The 17,102-nt window shown below is 70.1% G+C and carries 15 protein-coding genes; 7 read left to right on the forward strand and 8 right to left on the reverse strand.

The window, feature by feature from the left end; translation table 11 throughout:
• The first annotated feature begins 235 nt into the window (after positions 1-235).
• On the forward strand, positions 236-781 hold the full coding sequence (locus JR064_RS09680; protein WP_179567180.1) for a DUF924 family protein: 546 nt from the start codon (positions 236-238) through the stop codon (positions 779-781).
• A gap of 126 nt (positions 782-907) precedes the next feature.
• Here the strand turns inward: JR064_RS09680 and JR064_RS09685 are convergent, their stop codons facing one another.
• Together JR064_RS09685 and grxD are read right to left on the reverse strand one after the other, a co-directional pair.
• A complete protein-coding gene (locus tag JR064_RS09685; protein WP_206229594.1) occupies positions 908-1,798 on the reverse strand; it encodes a hypothetical protein in 891 nt (296 codons plus the stop codon).
• Between the two features lie 101 nt (positions 1,799-1,899).
• Positions 1,900-2,826 carry a Grx4 family monothiol glutaredoxin gene (grxD, locus tag JR064_RS09690; protein WP_191824557.1) on the reverse strand — a complete coding sequence of 309 codons (927 nt, stop codon included), beginning with the start codon at positions 2,824-2,826 and terminating at the stop codon, positions 1,900-1,902.
• Between the two features lie 45 nt (positions 2,827-2,871).
• Here grxD and JR064_RS09695 point away from each other — a divergent pair, with 45 nt between their 5' ends.
• Complete coding sequence (locus JR064_RS09695; protein WP_206229595.1) at positions 2,872-3,663, forward strand: polysaccharide deacetylase family protein; 792 nt, start codon at positions 2,872-2,874, stop codon at positions 3,661-3,663.
• Between the two features lie 106 nt (positions 3,664-3,769).
• Here the strand turns inward: JR064_RS09695 and JR064_RS23070 are convergent, their stop codons facing one another.
• The 4 genes from JR064_RS23070 to JR064_RS09715 form a co-directional block, all read right to left on the reverse strand.
• Complete coding sequence (locus tag JR064_RS23070) at positions 3,770-4,459, reverse strand: hypothetical protein (RefSeq protein WP_241092975.1); 690 nt, start codon at positions 4,457-4,459, stop codon at positions 3,770-3,772.
• A gap of 66 nt (positions 4,460-4,525) precedes the next feature.
• Positions 4,526-5,197 carry a methyltransferase domain-containing protein gene (locus tag JR064_RS09705; protein WP_206229596.1) on the reverse strand — a complete coding sequence of 224 codons (672 nt, stop codon included), beginning with the start codon at positions 5,195-5,197 and terminating at the stop codon, positions 4,526-4,528.
• 60 nt (positions 5,198-5,257) lie between these two features.
• Positions 5,258-5,899 carry an SGNH/GDSL hydrolase family protein gene (locus tag JR064_RS09710; protein ID WP_206229597.1) on the reverse strand — a complete coding sequence of 214 codons (642 nt, stop codon included), beginning with the start codon at positions 5,897-5,899 and terminating at the stop codon, positions 5,258-5,260.
• 90 nt (positions 5,900-5,989) lie between these two features.
• Positions 5,990-7,270 carry a pyridoxal phosphate-dependent aminotransferase gene (locus JR064_RS09715; protein WP_206229598.1) on the reverse strand — a complete coding sequence of 427 codons (1,281 nt, stop codon included), beginning with the start codon at positions 7,268-7,270 and terminating at the stop codon, positions 5,990-5,992.
• Between the two features lie 90 nt (positions 7,271-7,360).
• Here JR064_RS09715 and rsgA point away from each other — a divergent pair, with 90 nt between their 5' ends.
• From rsgA to JR064_RS09730, 3 genes are all read left to right on the forward strand, one after another.
• Positions 7,361-8,476 (forward strand): ribosome small subunit-dependent GTPase A, encoded by a 1,116-nt coding sequence (rsgA, locus tag JR064_RS09720; protein WP_179567166.1) that lies wholly within the window; start codon positions 7,361-7,363, stop codon positions 8,474-8,476.
• A gap of 28 nt (positions 8,477-8,504) precedes the next feature.
• Positions 8,505-9,758, forward strand: coding sequence for a flavohemoglobin expression-modulating QEGLA motif protein (locus JR064_RS09725; RefSeq protein ID WP_206229599.1), 1,254 nt, complete (start codon positions 8,505-8,507; stop codon positions 9,756-9,758).
• Positions 9,759-9,861: 103 nt separating this feature from the next.
• Positions 9,862-10,542 (forward strand): type 1 glutamine amidotransferase domain-containing protein, encoded by a 681-nt coding sequence (locus JR064_RS09730; protein WP_191824550.1) that lies wholly within the window; start codon positions 9,862-9,864, stop codon positions 10,540-10,542.
• 459 nt (positions 10,543-11,001) lie between these two features.
• Here the strand turns inward: JR064_RS09730 and JR064_RS09735 are convergent, their stop codons facing one another.
• Positions 11,002-12,903: an alpha-amylase family glycosyl hydrolase gene (locus JR064_RS09735; protein WP_241092976.1), complete on the reverse strand. Its 1,902-nt coding sequence runs from the start codon at positions 12,901-12,903 to the stop codon at positions 11,002-11,004.
• A 43-nt stretch (positions 12,904-12,946) separates the two neighbouring features.
• A complete protein-coding gene (locus JR064_RS09740; protein WP_241092977.1) occupies positions 12,947-15,388 on the reverse strand; it encodes a TonB-dependent receptor domain-containing protein in 2,442 nt (813 codons plus the stop codon).
• A gap of 60 nt (positions 15,389-15,448) precedes the next feature.
• On the opposite strand from JR064_RS09740, the gene JR064_RS09745 reads away from it, so the two are divergent.
• Both JR064_RS09745 and JR064_RS09750 read left to right on the forward strand, forming a co-directional pair.
• Positions 15,449-15,625, forward strand: a complete 177-nt coding sequence (locus JR064_RS09745; protein WP_206229600.1) for a hypothetical protein — start codon at positions 15,449-15,451, stop codon at positions 15,623-15,625.
• Positions 15,626-15,695: 70 nt separating this feature from the next.
• On the forward strand, positions 15,696-17,024 hold the full coding sequence (locus JR064_RS09750; RefSeq protein ID WP_179567151.1) for an MFS transporter: 1,329 nt from the start codon (positions 15,696-15,698) through the stop codon (positions 17,022-17,024).
• The last annotated feature ends 78 nt before the right edge of the window (positions 17,025-17,102 follow it).

Below are 17,102 nucleotides of genomic sequence, written 5' to 3' on the forward strand. Positions count from 1 at the left end.
CCCCAATCCCCAATCCCCCATGCGTCGGTTGTTGATGGAGGACAGCACCGATCCGGCCGACGCGATCGCGCGCCGCACGCGCCGCGCTGGGCATGGATGGATTGGCAGGGCGATGGTCCGGGCGCGGCCAGCGTGGCCGATCGCGCGGCGGCGACAGCCCACGGATCGCTCGCCGCACACCGCATGCCGACGCCGGATCGGGTATAGAGGCCGATTGCCGACCGATGGAAATGCGATGACCGAGATCCTGCCCCGCGATGTCGTGGAGTTCTGGCGCAGCGCCGGCCGCGAGCGCTGGTTCGCCGCCAACGAATCGTTCGATGCGAACGTGCGCCAGAACTTGCTGGATGCGCATCACGCCGCGGCGCGCGACGAGTACGCGGCGTGGATGGACAGCGCCGAGGGCGCGCTGGCGCTGCTGCTGTTGCTCGACCAGGTGCCGCGCAACGCCTTCCGCGGCAGCGCGCACGCCTACGCCACCGATGGCCTGGCGCGGCGCTACGCGCAATGGGCGCTGGCGGCCGGCTACGACCAGCAGGTCGAGCCGGAGTTGCGCATGTTCTTCTACCTGCCCTACGAGCACGCCGAGGATCCGGGCCTGCAGCGCGAGGCGGTGGAGCTGTTCAGCGCGCTTGGCGATGCCGACAGCCTGCAGTGGGCCACGCAGCACGAGGACATCATCCAGCGCTTCGGCCGCTTCCCGCATCGCAATGCGGCGCTGGGGCGGGAGACGACGCAGGACGAGCAGCGGTTTCTGGACGAGGGCGGTTTCGCCGGTTGAGTGGCGCGCTGGCGGCGGCGCTGTTGCAGGGGCGGCTTCAGCTGCGGCGGACTCTACGGATCGAACCTGTCGCGGCTGAAGCCGCTCCTACAGGGCAGTGTCGAGTGTTTGTGCGGGCGCCGGCGCTCAGCAGCCGCCGACCAGGTCGTCGCTGCGCCATTGGCCATCGACCAGGTGCAGCAGCCAGAATCCGTAGGTCTCGTAGCCGCTGTGCTGGATCAGGAAATCGACCGTGCCGTCGGCATCGATATCGGCGAACTGCAGCAGCGCATAGTTGTTCTTGCGCCCCTCGCAGTCGTCGCAACCATAGTCGGCGAGGGTCTTGCGCAGCCGCCAGCCGGCGTCGCTGCGTTCCAGCACCGCCAGCAGGGTGGTCAGCTTGGGCGAGGCTCCGTCCGCGTTCGCAGCCGGCGCCGGGTCGTAGACGCTGGCGGTCACCAGGGCGACCTCGTGGCCCGGCTGCTTGGCATCGCCGATCACGGTCAGTGCCGGTGCCTCGTCGGCCGGCGGTGCGGCGAGCTGCGCCAGCAGCCGCTTCAGCGCCGCGGCAGGCAGGCGCTTGCGCACCGACGGATCGGCGCCGACGACCTGCAGCAGCGCGCGCCGCTGCGTGGCATCGAGCTCGCGGCGGGCGAAGCGCTGGCCGGGATTGAGGTCGAACGAGGCCAGCAGGGCATCGTGAGCGAAGGTGGCGCCGTGCGCGGTCTTCAGGCGCACGCGCAGGTCGCCGCCGCACATGGTGTTGTCGTCGACCGAGAACGCCAGCGGCGTCGCCACGCCGTTCTCGGCGCCGTTGTCGAACACCCGCAGCGGCTTTTTCAGCCCGCGCCAGGCGCCCAGTTCGGCTTCTTCCGACGGCGCGTTGCGCACCGGGATGTAGCTCATCACCTTCGCCTCGTCCGAGACCGGGGTGACGTAGATCACTGTCGGCGGTGGTGCGGCGGCCGGCGCGGCGGCGGCAGGCAGGGCGGCGAGGCAGATCAGTGCTGCGGTCCAGCGTTTCAGTGCGCGTGCCATGGCTTGCTTCCTCCCCGGAAGCGCAAAAAACCGTATCGCAAAAAAAGCGGGCGACCCTCTGGATCGCCCGCCGTGATGCCGCTGCGTCGTGCGCCGCCGGCTCAGTATTTCGCCACGCTGCTGTCCACCTCGTCGGCCCAGGCATCGATGCCGCCGACCACGTTGTGCACGCGGCTGAAGCCGAGCGCGCGGAACTGCTCGGCCGCCTGCGCGCTGCGCCCGCCGTGGTGGCACAGGAAGGCCAGCGCGGTGTCCTTCGGCAGCGCTTCCAGCTGCGCGCGCTGGTCGCCGTCCAGGGTGCGGAACGGCACGTTCACCGACGCGATCGCGCGCTCTTCCGGCGGGCGCACGTCCACCAGGATCAGGCCGCCGGCGCGCACCTGGTCGTCGGCGTCGCGCACGCTCAGCTCCTGCACCGGCTTGGGCGCGTTCGGGTTGTCGATCGCCAGGCCGCGGCCGCGCAGGTCGTCGACCCAGTCGATGGTGATGCCTTCGGCACGGCGCGCGCTGGCCAGGTCGAACTGCACGCGCAGGCCGTTGGACTCGGCGGCGATGGCGTTCGGGTCGGTCGGCGCCAGCTGGAAGTTCGGCTGGAACTGCGCGTCGATCGCCAGCGCCAGGGTCGCGCCCGGGGCATCGGCCAGCGCGCCGCGCAGCATCTCCGCGGCGGCGTCGGTAATGGTGATCGAGGGCGGGGTGCGGTCCGGAGCCTGCACGCCGAGCAGTTCGCTCAGCTCGCCGCTGCCGGCCATCTGCAGGATGATGTCGCTGCCGCCGACGAGTTCGCCGTCCACGTACAGCTGCGGGATCGTCGGCCAGTCGCCATAGGCCTTGATGCCTTCGCGGATGTCCTGGTCGGCCAGCACGTTGACGTGGGCGAAGTCGACGCCCAGTTCGTTCAGCGCACCCACCGCCTTGGCGGAGAAGCCGCACTGCGGCATGCTCGGCTGGCCTTTCATGAACAGCACGACGCGGTTGGAACTGAGCAGCGTTTCGATGCGGGAACGCAGGGCGGGATCGAGGGACATGGCAGTGATTTCGGTCGCTGAGTCGGACCGGTCATTGTACGCCGCATGGCATCATGGGGCATGACAGTTCCGGAAACGCTGCATCGCATCCCCCGTCACCCGTACCGCTGGCTGCCTTTGGCGCTGGCCTCGCAGGTGCTGGTGGCGGCGATCTGGTGGGCGTGGGGCTGGCGGGTCGGGCTGCCGGCGCTGCTGGCCTCGCATGCGGCCCTGGTGCTGCCGGTGTTCCTGCCGCGGGCCTGGCTGTACGCCCCGGTGCTCAGCCGCCTGCCGGGCACCGCGCCGCGGGTGTGGCTGACCATCGACGACGGCCCCTCCGACGACACCGCGCCGCTGCTGGACCTGCTCGACCGCCACCAGGCCAAGGCCACCTTCTTCCTGGTCGGGGAACGCGCCGCCGCGCGCCCGGAGCTGGTGCGCGAGATCCTGCGCCGCGGCCACGGCATCGGCAACCACAGCCAGACCCACCCGCAGGCCTGGTTCTGGGCGCTGGGGCCGCGGCGCATGGCGCGCGAGATCGGCCAGGCGCAGCAGGCGCTGGGCGCCATCGCCGGCACCGCGCCGCGCTGGTACCGCTCGGTGGTGGGCATGACCAACCCCTTCGTCGCCGCGCCGCTGCGCGCACATGGCCTGACCCGGGTCGCCTGGAGCGCACGCGGCTTCGACGGCGTGAGCTGCGATCCCGCCGCGACCGTGGCGCGCATCGCGCGCGATCTGGCGCCCGGCGCGATCGCGCTGCTGCACGAAGGCGCGGCGCATGGGCACAACCTGGCGATCGTGGAAGGCGTGTTGCAGGCGATGCGCGACAAAGGCCTGGTCAGCACCCTGCCGGGCTAGCGCGCCTGCACGATTGGGATGGTCAGGTGGCAACCGTGCTGGTCTGCCTGCACCGCAGTCCCTGTGGAATCGCGATGCGAGCGAGCAGTTCGCGTTCGCGCCGGACTCAGCTGCCCTGGATGAGTCCGAACACGATCAGCGCGGCGACGCCGACCAGGGTCGCGATCGCAAAGATCAGGCCGAGCACGCCATACAGCTTCCTGCGGTCGCGCTGGAACAGGCTGCCGATGCCGAGCGCGGCGGCGGCCAACTCGGCGAACACGCCGACCATCATCGCCATGCCGACCAGCATCGCCAACGGCGAGTCTTCGTCCAGGCTGTCGGGCTGGGAATAGACCAGTGCCGCGCAGACGCCGATCAGCACGAGCGTGAGCGCCGCGGCGATCAGGCTGACCGCGAACGAGGCGATGCCGAGGCCGGAATAGGGAGGAAGCGTTGGGGATGTCATGGGGACTCCGAGGGTGAACAGGTGGTCCCGGCGCCGATGCGCGCAGGACAGCGTGATGCGGTTCGCGTGCGCGGCGCTTGCCGCGTCGGCATGCGCTGCCAGCGCAGCGCTCGCGGATGCGGATCCGGCTAGGCCGGTCGGCGCGTTCGCACTGGATTGGGCGCGACGCCGCAGCTTGCCGAGCGTTGCATCGATCGGTGCAATCCGAGCGGTGCTGGCGATGCGCCAGCGACGGCGCGGCAGTATAGACGTCGCGCGCCTTGCCCGCTGCCGGTGGCCGTGGAAATGCGGTGCGGACTCGAACCGCAATGCGTGCACGCAACCGATGCACAGCGTTTCCGACGGCATTGCATGCCATGTCGAAACGGCGCTGTGCGGTGGATTCCGAGCCAGGGAGGCGCGAGGCCGGCCGCGTCAGTGCGGTTCGGCCACGATCAGCCAGTTGTTGAACGGGGTGTTGCCGTACAGCGGCGCGAACGTGGCGCGCAACCCGGCGTCGCCGAGCTGGCGTTCCAGGCTGTCGCGGGTGGGATAGCACTTGGGCACTTCCTGCATCCAGCCGGCGAGGTGCGCGAGCACGTCGGTGACGCGGCTGGTGCGGCCGCGGCCGCTGGCATCGCCCAGGCCGCTGCGGATCACCAGCTTGGCGCCGGGCGTGAGCATCTTCGCCACGCTGCGGATCAGGTTGGCCTGCATGGCCGCATCGAGGTACTGCAGCACGTCCAGGATCGCGACGCTGCCGCTGTGTTCGGGCCAGGCCTGGCCGAGATCGACCACGTCGAAGCGGGCGCCGTGCAGTGCGCTGCGCGCGGCGATATTGATCGCGCGGCGGATCTTTGCCGCGTCGATGTCCACGCCGTGGTAGCGCTGCCGCTGGCCGTCGGCGCGCAGCGCATGCGCGAGCAGGCCCAGGCCGCAGCCCAGGTCCAGAATCGGGGCGTCGGTGCCGCGCAGCGCGGCGAGCACGCCAGGATAGAGCGGATCGGTGCGCAGCTTGGTGCGGGTGTAGTAGTAGTCGTAGCGATTGCCGAGCGGATGCGTCGGCAGGAAGGCGCGGGCGATGGCCAGGGCCTGCGGTCGGGTCATGGGCTGGATGGTGCTGGCGTCGCGCAATGTCGGTCCTTGGCAGCGGGGCGTCGTACTCCGCTAGGCTAACGCATCGCGCGCCGCAGGCAACAGCAGGCCGGTCCAGCGCGCATACATCGCCGCCGACGGATGCAGGCCGTCGGCGGCGAGCATCGCGGCGCTGCCGCCGCCATCGCGGCTGGCCGCGGTGATATCGACGAAGCGCACCGCACGCGCCTGGCAGCACGCCTGTGCGGCGGCATTGAATGCATCGATCTGCGTGCCGATCAGGGCCGGATCGTGTGCGGGCGGCTGCGCGAACGCGGTCACGCCCCAGTCCGGGATCGACACCGCCAGCACTCGCCGCGGCTGGCCGTCGGCAAAGCCGATCGCGCGTTGCAGCAACGCGGCGAACTGTTCGCGGTACTCCTCGAGCGCGCGTCCGCGGTACTGGTTGTTGACCCCGATCAGCAGCGTCACCAGCGCGAACGGACCCTGCGGCGCGGCCGCATCGATGCCGGCATCGAGTTCGTCGGTGGTCCAGCCGGTGGTGGCGACGATCTGCGGATCGGCGATGGCGAAACCGTCGTGGCGCAGCGCCGCGGCCAGTTGCAGCGGCCAGCGCCCGCTGTCGGCCACGCCTTCGCCGATCGTGTAGGAATCGCCTAACGCCAGATAGCGCAGCGGGGCATGGTGGAGCGTGGCGAAGCTGACCTGGCTCATCGCGACGGCACCGAAAACGGCCGGGTCACAGGCGCCGGAAATAGCCGCAACGCTTCATGCTTTGCCCATTCCCGATTCCCCATTCCCGATTCACCGCCCCCCAGCCACACTGCGCGGCTTCAGCGGCACCACCTTGGTCGCCGCATCGGCGCGGCGCGCCAGCACCCGGTCGATGCGCGCGAACACTTCGCGCATCACCGCCGCTTCCGGCAACAGGGTCACGCGGAAATGGTGGCGGTAGGGCACGTTGAAGCTGGAACCGGGCACCACCAGCACGCCCTCGTCGTTCATCAGCTCCAGCGCGAAGTCGTGGTCGTCGAAATTGCGCGCGGCCGCGCCGACCACCGCCGGGAACGCGTACAGCGCCCCGGCCGGCTGCACCAGCGCCAGGTGCTCGCTGGCCGCGCAGGCCTCGATCACCGCGCGGCGGGTTTCGTACAGGCGCCCGCCCGGCGCGCACAACGGCGAGATCGTGTCCGGGCCGTTGACCGCGGCGTCGATCGCGTACTGGCCCGGCACGTTCGCGCACAGGCGCAGCGCGCCGAGCAGATCCATCGCGTTGCGGAATTCGGTGACCCGCTCGGCGGCACCGGACAGCAGCGCCCAGCCCACCCGCCAGCCGCAGGCGCGGTGCACCTTGCTCAGGCCGCCGAAACTGATGCACGGGTGCTCGCCGGCCAGCGGCGCGACCGGCACGAAGTCGGCGCCGTCGTACAGCACCTGGTCGTAGATCTCGTCGACCATCAGCAGCAGGTTGTGCTTGGCCGCGATCGCCACGATCTTCTCCAGCAGCTCGCGCGAATAGCTCGCGCCGCTGGGATTGTTCGGATTGATCAGCACGATGGCGCGCGTGCGCGAGGACACCAGCGTCTCGATCTCCACCGGATCGGGCTGGAAGCCGTTCTCCGGCGCGCAGCGGTAGTACACCGGGCGGCCGTCGTTGAGGATGGTGGCGGCCGACCACAGCGGATAGTCGGGCGAAGGCACCAGCACTTCGTCGCCGGGATTGAGCAGGGCGCGCAGCGACAGGTCGATCAGCTCGCTGACCCCGTTGCCGACGAAGATGCGGTCCGGATGCGCGTCCGGGTGCTGGCGCCGCGCATAGGCCGCGGCGATCGCCTCGCGCGCCTCCGGCAGGCCCTGCTGGTGGGTATAGGGATCGGTGCGGCCCATGTCGTCGGCGATCGCGCGCTGCAGGTGCTCCGGCGCGCGGAACCCGAACGCGCCGGGATTGCCGATGTTGAGCTTGATCAGCTTGCGCCCCTGCGCCTCCAGCTCCCGGGCTCGCCGCGCCAGCTCGCCCCGGATCTCGTAGCGGACTTCGGACAGGCGTTCGCGGATCGCGAGCGGCTTGATCGGCAGGGTGGGCATCGCATAGGCCGGTGGGGGCGTGGAACCGGCATGGTAACGGAAATGTGACACGGCGGCCGGCCCGGGGCCCGCACCGTCTAGAATCCGCCCATGACTTCCCCCCAGATCGACTTCGACGCGCTGCGCCCCATCGGCTGGCCCTGGCCCGGCATGCCGGAAGAACCGGCCTGGCTGGCGGCGATGGCCGCGCACCCGCTGGCGCGGCCGGCGCGGGTCAGCGAGCAGCACCGCACCGGCTACGTGGTGGCCGATGCGGTGGATGCCGGGTTCAAGGTCGAGTCGCTGCCGGAGTGGCAGCGGCCGCGCTTTCCCAGCCACGAGCGCGCCGCGGTCGGCGACTGGGTGCTGCTGGAGGACGACAAGCGCATCGTGGCGCTGCTGCCGCGGCGTACCGCGATCAAGCGCGGCGCGGCCGGCGAGCACTATCACCAGCAGGTGATCGCGGCCAACATCGATACGGTGTTCATCGTCTGCGGCCTGGATGCGGACTTCAATCCGCGGCGCATCGAGCGCTATCTGCTGCTGGTCGGCGGGGGCGGCGCCGAGCCGGTGGTGATCCTGACCAAGGCCGATCTCACCGAGTACGCCGACGATGCGCTGGCGGTGCTGGAGGAGTTGGCCGCGCAGTCGATCCCGCTGCTGACCGTCAACGCCAAGGACCCCGACAGCGTGGCGGCGCTGCGGCCGTGGCTGGGCGCCGGGCGTACCGCGGTGCTGGTCGGCTCGTCCGGCGCCGGCAAGTCTACGCTCACCAACACCTTGCTCGGGGTGCAGAAGATGCGCACCGCGGCGGTGCGCGAGAACGATTCGCGCGGCCGCCACACCACCACCCACCGGGCGCTGCTGCCGCTGCCGTCCGGCGCCTGCCTGATCGACACCCCGGGCATGCGCGAGCTCAAGCCCACCGGCGAGGAAGACCTGGCCGAGGGCGGGTTCGCCGACATCGAGGCGCTGGCCGCGCAGTGCCGCTTCAACGATTGCGCGCACCAGGCCGAACCGGGCTGTGCGGTGCAGGCGGCGATCGAGCGCGGCGACATCGAGGAGGCGCGGCTGGCCAACTACATGAAGCTGCGCGACGAAGTCGCCGGCGCCGCCAGCAAGCTGGCGCAGCGCCAGGCGCAGAACGCGGACGCCGCCAGGTCGGGCCGGCCCGGCGCGGGCAAGCCGGGCGGCAAGCGGCCGACGCCGCGCAACCAGCGCCGCTGACCGGCCGCGTCCGCCCGCCACGCTTGCGATGACCGCGCTGCCTGCCGAGATCCTGCACCACGCCGCGCTGGATGCGCGCCTGGTCAAGGCGGTGCGCGGCATCCGCCTGCTGGCGCTGGCGAGCTGGCCGGCGGCGGTGCAGGCGCCGTTCCTGGACAGCGTGGCGCGCGGCCAGCCGCAGCTGCCGCAGGTGCAGTACCCGCGGCTGGATTTCGCCGACACGCGCCGCGAGCTGGCGGCGATCGCGCAGGGAGCCGATCCGACGCATCCGCTGGGCGCGTATCTGCAAGCCTCCGCGCATAGCTGGGACCTCGCCGCAGCCTTGCTGGAGTCGCTGGGCACGCCCGCGGTCGGCATGTACTCGGCGCAGCTGTTCGGCGTGCCCGAGGATCCGATGCCCGGACATGGCCCGACCACCCGCGATGCCGCCGGCCACTTCATCCGGATCGCGCAGGAGCTGGATCGCGAACTGCTGTCGGCGGAAGAGCAGGTGCCGGTGTCGGCGACGGCGCTGCGCCTGCAACTGCAGCAGGACCTGGACGAATTCTTCGGCGCGCGTGTGATCGCGGTGGAACTGGATCCGGAGTTGCTGGCCAAGGCCGCGGCCGGCGCGCACCGCATCCGCCTGCGCTCCGGCGCCTCGTTCAGCGACTACGACCGCGCGCAGCTGTTCCACCACGAGGCGCTGGTGCATTCGCTGACCGCGCTCAACGGCCGCGAGCAGGCGCATCTGCCGAGCCTGGCCTTGTCGTCGCCGCGGGTCACCGCCACACAGGAGGGGCTGGCGACCTTCGCCGAGCAGATCACCGGCAGCATCGACATCGAACGCATGAAGCGCATCAGCCTGCGCATCGAGGCGATCGCGCTGGCGCGCGGCGGTGCCGATTTCGTCGAGGTGTTCCGCTATTTCGATGCGGCCGGGCAGTCGCCGGCGGAGAGCTTCTCCTCGGCGCAGCGGGTGTTCCGCGGCGTGCCGACCGACGGCGGCGCCGCCTTCACCAAGGACACCGTGTATCTGCGCGGACTGGTGTCGGTGCACACCTTCTTCCGCCAGGCCTTGCAGCGCGATCGCCTGCCGCTGTGCCGCTGGCTGTTCGCCGGCAAGATGGCGCTGGAGGACGTGGCCGCATTCGCGCCGTTGTTCGAGGCCGGGGTGCTGGCACCGCCGCGCTGGTTGCCGAACTGGGTCGCGCGCGCCAGCGGCCTGGCCGGCATGCTGGCGTTCTCGCTGTTCGCCAACCGCATCCGCATGGATCAGCTGGACAGCGCCGAAGGCGCCTGAACGCGGCCGCGTCGCGCTCACCTGCCGCGAATGCGCGCGTGCCGATACTGCGCGCCTGGCCTGCAGCGCATGGCCGCCATTTCCCCTCAAAAAGGACATCCGCATGAAGATCCTGATGGTGCTGACCTCGCACGACCGCCTCGGCGACACCGGCCACAAGACCGGCTTCTGGCTGGAGGAATTCGCCGCGCCGTACTACGTGTTCAAGGATGCCGGCGCCGAGATCACGCTGGCCTCGCCCAAGGGCGGGCAACCGCCGCTGGACCCGAAGAGCGACGCGGCCGATGCGCAGACCGCGGCCACGCAGCGCTTCAAGGCCGATGTCGATGCGCAGCAACAACTGGCGAGCACGCGGCCGCTGGCCGACGTGCGGATGGCCGACTACGACAGCGTGTTCTACCCCGGTGGCCATGGCCCGCTGTGGGACCTGGCCGAGGACCGCACGTCGATCGCGCTGATCGAGGCGTTCGAGCGCGCCGGCAAGCCGATCGGTTTCGTCTGCCATGCGCCGGGTGCGCTGCGCCGGGTCACCGCCGCCGATGGCGCGCCGCTGGTCAAGGGTCGCCGCGTCACCGGCTTCACCAACGGCGAGGAAGCGGCGGTCGGATTGACCGACGTGGTGCCGTTCCTGATCGAGGACGAGTTCCAGCGGCTGGGCGGCCTGTACGAGAAGGGCGCCGACTGGGGCGTGCACGTGGTGGTGGATGGGCGCCTGGTCACTGGCCAGAACCCGGCGTCGTCCGAGGATGCGGCCAAGGCGTTGCTGGGCTTGGTGGGCAAGTAAGTGCTGGCGGCGCGCGGCTTTCGGCGGATGCCGGGTGCGTGTCGCAATGCTGCCTCGAGGGCGAGGCAAGGCGCCGGCTTGCCTTCTGTAGGAGGGGACTTCAGTCCCGACTGCTTTCGGAATCGGCCAGGTTGTTGCTTCGTTCGTCGCGACTGAAGTCGCTCCCACAAGGACAATGGGCGATGCATGCCATGCCCGTTTTTCTGTAGGAGGGACTTCAGTCCCGAGCGCTTCCGGGATCGGCCAGGCCGCGGCTTCGTTTGTCGCGGCTGAAGCCGCTCCTACAGAGGCGCGTTGCCGCGCATGCATCGCTGCGTTTTGTGGGAGGGACTTCAGTCCCGGCTGCAGCGGAGCCGGATCGCGGCTGCGGCCCCGTGCGTCCGCGGTCTGGTCCTCGAAAGCGCTGCTCCCGCGCAGCGCTTTCGCGACTCCGCGGCGTCGCCAGGACCTGCTCCGCGCTCAGCCGCGCCGCCACCAGCGCAGGCCGTAGGCCGGCAAGATGCCGTCCCATTCCCGCAGCGTGGTCGCGTCGCGTCCGCCGTCGGCGATGGCCTGCCATTCGCCAGGGCCCAACGCGTTGCGGTCCATCGCCACCGGTTGCGCACTGAAATTGTAGGCCGCGACGAAGTCTGCGCCGCGGGCGATCCCGAGCAAGGCCGAATTGCCCAGCGGCAACGCGCGCAGCGGTTGCCCGGCAGCCAACGCGGCGGTCGCCGCGCGCGCGGCGATCAGCCGCCGCAGGCGGGTGTAGACCTGGCCGGGAAGGCCATCTTGGTCGTCGCGCCGCGCCGCGCGCTCCCAGTCCATGACCGGACGGTGCAACCAACGGCCTTCGTGGCGGCGCAGCAGGTCGTTGCGATAGCTCGCGTCGTTGCCCAGCGCCAGTTCGTCGCCCATGTACAGCAGCGGGATGCCCGGCATCGCCAACGCCACCGCATACAGCAGCAGCAGGCGCCGGATCCCCAGCTCCAGGGCGCCGGCATCGCCATCGGCCAGCGCCGCTTCGATGCCGACCAGCGCGGCGCTCATGCCGTTGCTGCCGTGCACGCCGTCGCCGCTGCTCTGGAACGCTTCGCCGCGCGCGTAGCTGCCCGGTACGCCGCCGGCGAAGAAGCGTGCGGCCTGCGCAAGATCGAACGGCGCGCCGCCGTCGCCGCCGTCCGCTTCGTGGCGCAGCACGTTCCAGCCGATGTCGTCGTGGCAGCGCACGTAGCTCAGCCACGCGCAGGCCGGCGGCAACGCCGGCGTCTGCGCGATCGCGCCCTGCACGATGTCGCCGCGCTGTTCGGCCAGCGCCACCCAGGCGGCCGCCATCAGCGTGCTGTGGTAGGCCAACTGGCATTCGTGGCCGCGTGCGTCGCCTTCGCCGAAGTAGGGTGGCAGCTGCGCCATCGGCACGATCGCCTCGGCCTTCAGCAGCACCGCGGGTGCGGCGATGTCGGTGAGCGCGCGCAGCGCCTGCAGGATGGTGTGCGCCTCGGGCTGGTTCATGCAGTCGCTGCCTTCGCGCTTCCACAGGTAGGCGGTGGAATCCAGCCGGAACACTTCCACGCCCAGGTTGGCCAGCTGCAGCAGCGCCAGGGCCATTTCGCCGAACACCGCCGGGTTGCTCCAGTCCAGATCCCACTGATACGGATAGAACGTGGTCCACAGCCACGCGTGGGCGTCCTCGACCCAGGTGAAGTTGCCTGGCGCGGTGTGCGGGAACACCTCGCCCAAGGTGCGCTCGTAGCGGTCGGGCAGGTGGCGGTCGGCGAAGTGGTGGTAGTAATCCAGGTAACGCGCGTCGCCCCGTTTGGCGGCCAGCGCCCAGGGATGGTCGTCGGCGGTGTGGTTGAGCACGAAGTCGGCGCACAGGCTGATGCCGGCCTCGCGCAGGCGCGTGGTCAGGGCGATCAGGTCGGCGTTGTCGCCGAGTCGCGGTTCGACCTGGCCGTAGTCGCTGACCGCGAAGCCACCGTCGTTGTCGCCTTCGCGCATGCGCAGGAACGGCAACAGATGCAGGTAGCGCACACCCAGTTCCTGCAGGTAGGGCACGCGTTCGCCGACCCCGGCCAGGGTGCCGGCGAAGCGGTCGGCGTAGGCGCTGTAGCCGAGCATCGACGGGTCGCCGAACCAGTCCGGCGCGCGCGCCGCATCCAGCTCGGCCAGTGCCGGCGGGCGTGCGCGGATGGTGGCGGCGACCGCATCGAGCCAGCGCGGCAGCCATTGCGCGTAGTCCGGATGGTCGCCGTACAGGGCCTGCAGTGCGGCGAACAGGCGCGGGCCATGGGCGCCGTAGCGCGCGTGCGCGCCGGGCTGGGCGGCCAGGGCCGCCTGCACGCCGGCGTGATCGGGGAGGGGGGAGGCAACAGCGTTCATGATGGGCCGCGCCCGGGGGCGGGCGCGGCGGGCTCCTTGGGGGTCAGAAGTCGTAGCGCACGCCGACGCTGGCGGTACGGCCGGGGATGGAGCGCGCGCGGATGATGGCATTGTCCGGAATGCTCGCGTCCTCGGCCTCGGTCAGGCCGAAGGCGTCGAACAGGTTGTTGACGTTCAGCGACAGGGTCAGCGCATCGGTGACGCGGTAATTGCCGAACAGGTTCACCTGCGTGTAGCCGGGCATCTTCAACTGGTTGCTGTCCTGGGTGTAGGCCGAGCTGGTGCCGATCGCATTGACCCCCAGCTCGTAGCGCTCGCCGCGGTAACTGGGGGTCAGCTGCCAGACGACCCTGGCCTGGCGGCGCGGCGTGTTGCCGGCGTTGGCCGGGGTGATCTGGTCCTTGTCGATGGTCGCATCGGTCCAGGTCGCGCCGCCGTTGAGGCCGAAGCCGCCGGCGCGGTAGGACGCTTCCAGCTCCAGCCCGTGCGCCTTGTAGGTGCGGTCGAAGAAGCGCTGGCTGGTGGCCTCGTAGTTCTGTTCCTGGGTGCGCGCGGCGAAGACGGTGGCGAACACGCTCAGGCCGCCGGCGCGCCACTTCAGGCCGCCCTCGAGTTGCTTGACGAAGTTCACCGCTTCGTCGGAAGACACCGAGCCGTCGTCGCGCACCACGCCGAACAGCAGGCGGTCGGCGTTGGCGCGCGCGCCGCGGCTGTAGCGGGCGAAGGCGGCCAGATCGTCGTTGAGCATGTAGTTGCCGCCGAGCGAGTACGACAGGTAGTTCCAGTCGTAGTCCACCGGCTTGCGGTTGGCGTAGTCGATCGTCGCCACGCTGCGTTCCGGCGCCTGGATGATCCCGTCGCCATCGACGTCGAGATTGTCGACCAGCAGCCCGCCGGCGGTGTTGCCGCGTGCCCGGCCCATGTCGTAGCGCACGCTGGCGTCCACGCTCAGCGGGCCCTGGTCCCAGCCCAGCGCCACGTACGGCGCGTTGATGGTGTAGCGCACGTCGTAATGGCGGGTGTTGTCGGTGCCCCAGTACGGCACGCCGTAGGCGTACAGCCCGTCCTGCGAGAGCAGGCTGCCGTCGGCGGCGACCACGTCGAGCAGGCGCGAACGGCTGGACACCGACTGCACGTAGGAATTCCAGGTCCAGTCCATGTCGATGACCTGGCGCGAGCTGTACAGGCCGGCCTTGAGGTTGACGTTGCCGCCATCGCCGTTGCCGAAGTCGCGCGCCAGGCTCAGATCGTTGACCGCGTTGCCGAGGTCGTTGATACGGGTGTTGAACAGGTGGGTGCGCACCGCCTGGCCGCTGTAGGTCTGGCCGTCGGCATCGCGCAGCGTCGCGCCGGCGCCACCGATCTGCGCCGCCAGGCTGGCGGCGTCGGCCACTTCGGCCGGGAACGGCGAGACGAAGCGGCCGGAGGTGTCGGCGATGCGGAACTTGTCGGTCAGCGTCCAGCCGCCGCCGATGTCGAACTGCGCCTCGGCGCCGATCGCGCGCGACACCGGATGCATGCCGTCGCCGAGGGCGACGCGGGTGAGCCGGTTGCTGCCGTCCAGGCTGTTGCTGCTGCGGAAATACGGGCTGTACAGGGTATCGCGGCCCGGGTCGAAGCTGCCCACATCGTGGAAGTGCGGCGAACCGTCGCTGCCGCTGACCAGGGTCGGCACAGGGGTATAGGCGGCGGCGCGGTCGTTGAGGTACTTGGCGTAGACGCGGACGTAGCCGTTGTCGAACAGCCGGGTCAGGTTGGCCTTGAGCTGGCCGCCCTTGTCGGTGGCATAGCCGGCGTCGCGCACGCCGTCGCCGCGGCGGTAGAAGCCGCCGACGTTGAACTGCCAGTGCTCGGCGAACGGCGCGCCGTAGTCGAAGTCCAGGCGCGTGTTGTCGAAGCGGCCGAGGCCGCGGCTGAGGCCGACGCTGCCGCCGGCGGTGTCGCCGGTCTTGCTGATGAAGTTGATGATGCCGCCGGGCGAGTTGCTGGCGAAGGTCGAGGCCGAGCCGCCGCGGATCGCCTCGATGCGCTCCAGGCTGTAGTCGGCGCGCAGGAAGATGTCGGCATTGCCGAAGGCGATGTCGCCGAATTCCAGCACCGGCAGCCCGTCTTCCTGCAGCTGCAGGAACTTGGCGCCGCCGGAGGCCACCGGCAGGCCGCGCACCGCGATGTTGGCGTTGCCTTCGCCGCCGCTGGATTCGGAGCGGATGCCGGGGATGTTGCGGAAGATCTCGGCGGTCGAGCGCGGCGCGGATTGCTCGATGGCTTCTGCGCCGACGGTGCTGACCGACACGCTGGACTTGAGCTTGCTCTTGGCGGTGGCGGTGCCGGTCACGAACACCGAGTCCAGGCTGACCACGTCGGCCTGCGCGGAAGCGGGCTGGGCGGCAGGCGCGGCCGCGTCCTGGGCGAAGGCGGCCGGGGCGGCCAGGGCTGCGGCGACGGCCCAGGCCAGGGTATGCAGGCGGATCGAAGGGTGGTGCATCGCTATCTCTCCCGAAGCGAGGGGTGACGCGGGTAGGGCCTGCATGCGGCGTGCGGCGGCGTGGACCGGCGCGACGCCCATGCCGGACAGGCGGTGGGGTGGCGCAGTGATACGGCGTTTTGCAATCGATTGCAATTTGCACCGCAAAAAAATGCGGAAATCGCCGCCTTTAGTGATGAAAGCCTGATTTATCAATCAAATAATGATGCAGCGCAGCGTTACAAACGATTGCATTAATCCCAACATCCGCTCCGCCGCCGTGGCGCGTCGCCCGCGGCGCCCTTGGCTTCCTGTCAGGCTGATGCGCATGCGCTCCGATCGCCCCTTGCTTCCGCTGTCGCGCGTGCTGGCGCTCAATGCCGGCTTCTTCGGCGTGCAGTACAGCTTCGGCCTGCAGCAGAGCAACATGAGCCCGATCTACAACTATCTGGGCGCCGATCACGCCAGCCTGCCGTACCTGTGGCTGGCCGGGCCGATCACCGGGCTGGTGCTGCAGCCGGTGGTCGGCGCGTTGAGCGACCGCACCGTCACCCGCTGGGGCCGGCGCATGCCCTACATGGTGGTCGGCGCGCTGGTGTGCAGCCTGTGCTTGCTGCTGATGCCCTTCAGCGTGGCGCTATGGATGGCGGTGAGCCTGCTGTGGATGCTGGACGCGGCCAACAACGTGGCGATGGAGCCGTATCGCGCCCTGGTCAGCGACGTATTGGCGCCGCGCCAGCGCCCGCTCGGCTATCTCACCCAGAGCGCGTTCACCGGCCTGGGCCAGACCCTGGCCTATGTGACGCCTCCGTTGCTGGTGTGGTTCGGCATGAACCAGGACGCGGCCAATGCGCACCACATTCCCTACGTCACCATCGCCGCGTTCGCGATCGGCGCGGGATTCTCCGCGGCCTCGATCCTGCTCACCGCGCGCAGCGTGCGCGAGCCGGTGCTGCCGCCGCTGGAACTGGAGCGCCTGCGCGGCGCGCCGGTCGGGCCGTTGGCCACGCTGCGTGAGATCGCCGATGCGGTGCGGCAGATGCCGCCGACGATGAAGCAGATGGCGCCGGTGATGCTGTTCCAGTGGTATGCGATGTTCTGCTACTGGCAGTACATCGTGCTGTCGCTGTCGACCACCCTGTTCGGCACCACCGCGCCGGATTCGCACGGCTTCCGCGAGGCCGGTCTGGTCAACGGCCAGATCGGCGGCTTCTACAACTTCGTCGCCTTCGTCGCCGCGTTCGCGATGGTGCCGGTGGCGCGCCGTGTCGGCCCCAAGGCCACGCACGCGGCGTGCCTGCTCGCCGCCGGCATCGGCATGTGCCTGCTGCCGGTGATCCACGACCGCTGGCTGTTGCTGTTGCCGATGATCGGCATCGGCCTGGCCTGGGCGAGCATGATGGGCAATCCGTACCTGATGCTGGCCGACAGCATCCCGCCCGAGCGCACTGGCGTGTATATGGGCCTGTTCAACCTGTTCATCGTGCTGCCGATGCTGATCCAGATCGTGACCTTGCCGCTGTACTACGACTCGTTGCTGCACGGCGATCCGCGCAACGTGATCCGCCTGGCCGGCGCGCTGATGCTGATGGCGGCGGTGGCGATGCTGTTGGTGAGGCAGGGCCGGGATTCGGGAGTCGGGATTGGGGATTCGTAAAAGCGCAGCGGTGCGCGTTGAAATTCCGCGGCTAGGATTGAGAAACCGGGTTGGCTGGTACAGCGTCAGTGCGCACGT

The organism is Xanthomonas bonasiae (genome assembly GCF_017163705.1).
GTDB classification, from domain to species: Bacteria; Pseudomonadota; Gammaproteobacteria; order Xanthomonadales; family Xanthomonadaceae; genus Xanthomonas_A; species Xanthomonas_A bonasiae.

Excerpts from the sequence above, each read along its gene's own strand:
- JR064_RS23070 (WP_241092975.1), bottom strand. The coding sequence starts at position 4,459 with ATGCCGTCGGAAACGCTGTGCATCGGTTGCGTGCACGCATTGCGGTTC.
- JR064_RS09685 (WP_206229594.1), bottom strand. The coding sequence starts at position 1,798 with ATGGCACGCGCACTGAAACGCTGGACCGCAGCACTGATCTGCCTCGCC.
- JR064_RS09740 (WP_241092977.1), bottom strand. The coding sequence starts at position 15,388 with ATGCACCACCCTTCGATCCGCCTGCATACCCTGGCCTGGGCCGTCGCC.
- JR064_RS09730 (WP_191824550.1), top strand. The coding sequence starts at position 9,862 with ATGAAGATCCTGATGGTGCTGACCTCGCACGACCGCCTCGGCGACACC.
- JR064_RS09705 (WP_206229596.1), bottom strand. The coding sequence starts at position 5,197 with ATGACCCGACCGCAGGCCCTGGCCATCGCCCGCGCCTTCCTGCCGACG.
- JR064_RS09735 (WP_241092976.1), bottom strand. The coding sequence starts at position 12,903 with ATGAACGCTGTTGCCTCCCCCCTCCCCGATCACGCCGGCGTGCAGGCG.
- rsgA (WP_179567166.1), top strand. The coding sequence starts at position 7,361 with ATGACTTCCCCCCAGATCGACTTCGACGCGCTGCGCCCCATCGGCTGG.
- JR064_RS09695 (WP_206229595.1), top strand. The coding sequence starts at position 2,872 with ATGGCATCATGGGGCATGACAGTTCCGGAAACGCTGCATCGCATCCCC.
- JR064_RS09750 (WP_179567151.1), top strand. The coding sequence starts at position 15,696 with ATGCGCTCCGATCGCCCCTTGCTTCCGCTGTCGCGCGTGCTGGCGCTC.
- JR064_RS09710 (WP_206229597.1), bottom strand. The coding sequence starts at position 5,899 with ATGAGCCAGGTCAGCTTCGCCACGCTCCACCATGCCCCGCTGCGCTAT.
- JR064_RS09715 (WP_206229598.1), bottom strand. The coding sequence starts at position 7,270 with ATGCCCACCCTGCCGATCAAGCCGCTCGCGATCCGCGAACGCCTGTCC.
- JR064_RS09725 (WP_206229599.1), top strand. The coding sequence starts at position 8,505 with ATGACCGCGCTGCCTGCCGAGATCCTGCACCACGCCGCGCTGGATGCG.
- grxD (WP_191824557.1), bottom strand. The coding sequence starts at position 2,826 with ATGTCCCTCGATCCCGCCCTGCGTTCCCGCATCGAAACGCTGCTCAGT.
- JR064_RS09680 (WP_179567180.1), top strand. The coding sequence starts at position 236 with ATGACCGAGATCCTGCCCCGCGATGTCGTGGAGTTCTGGCGCAGCGCC.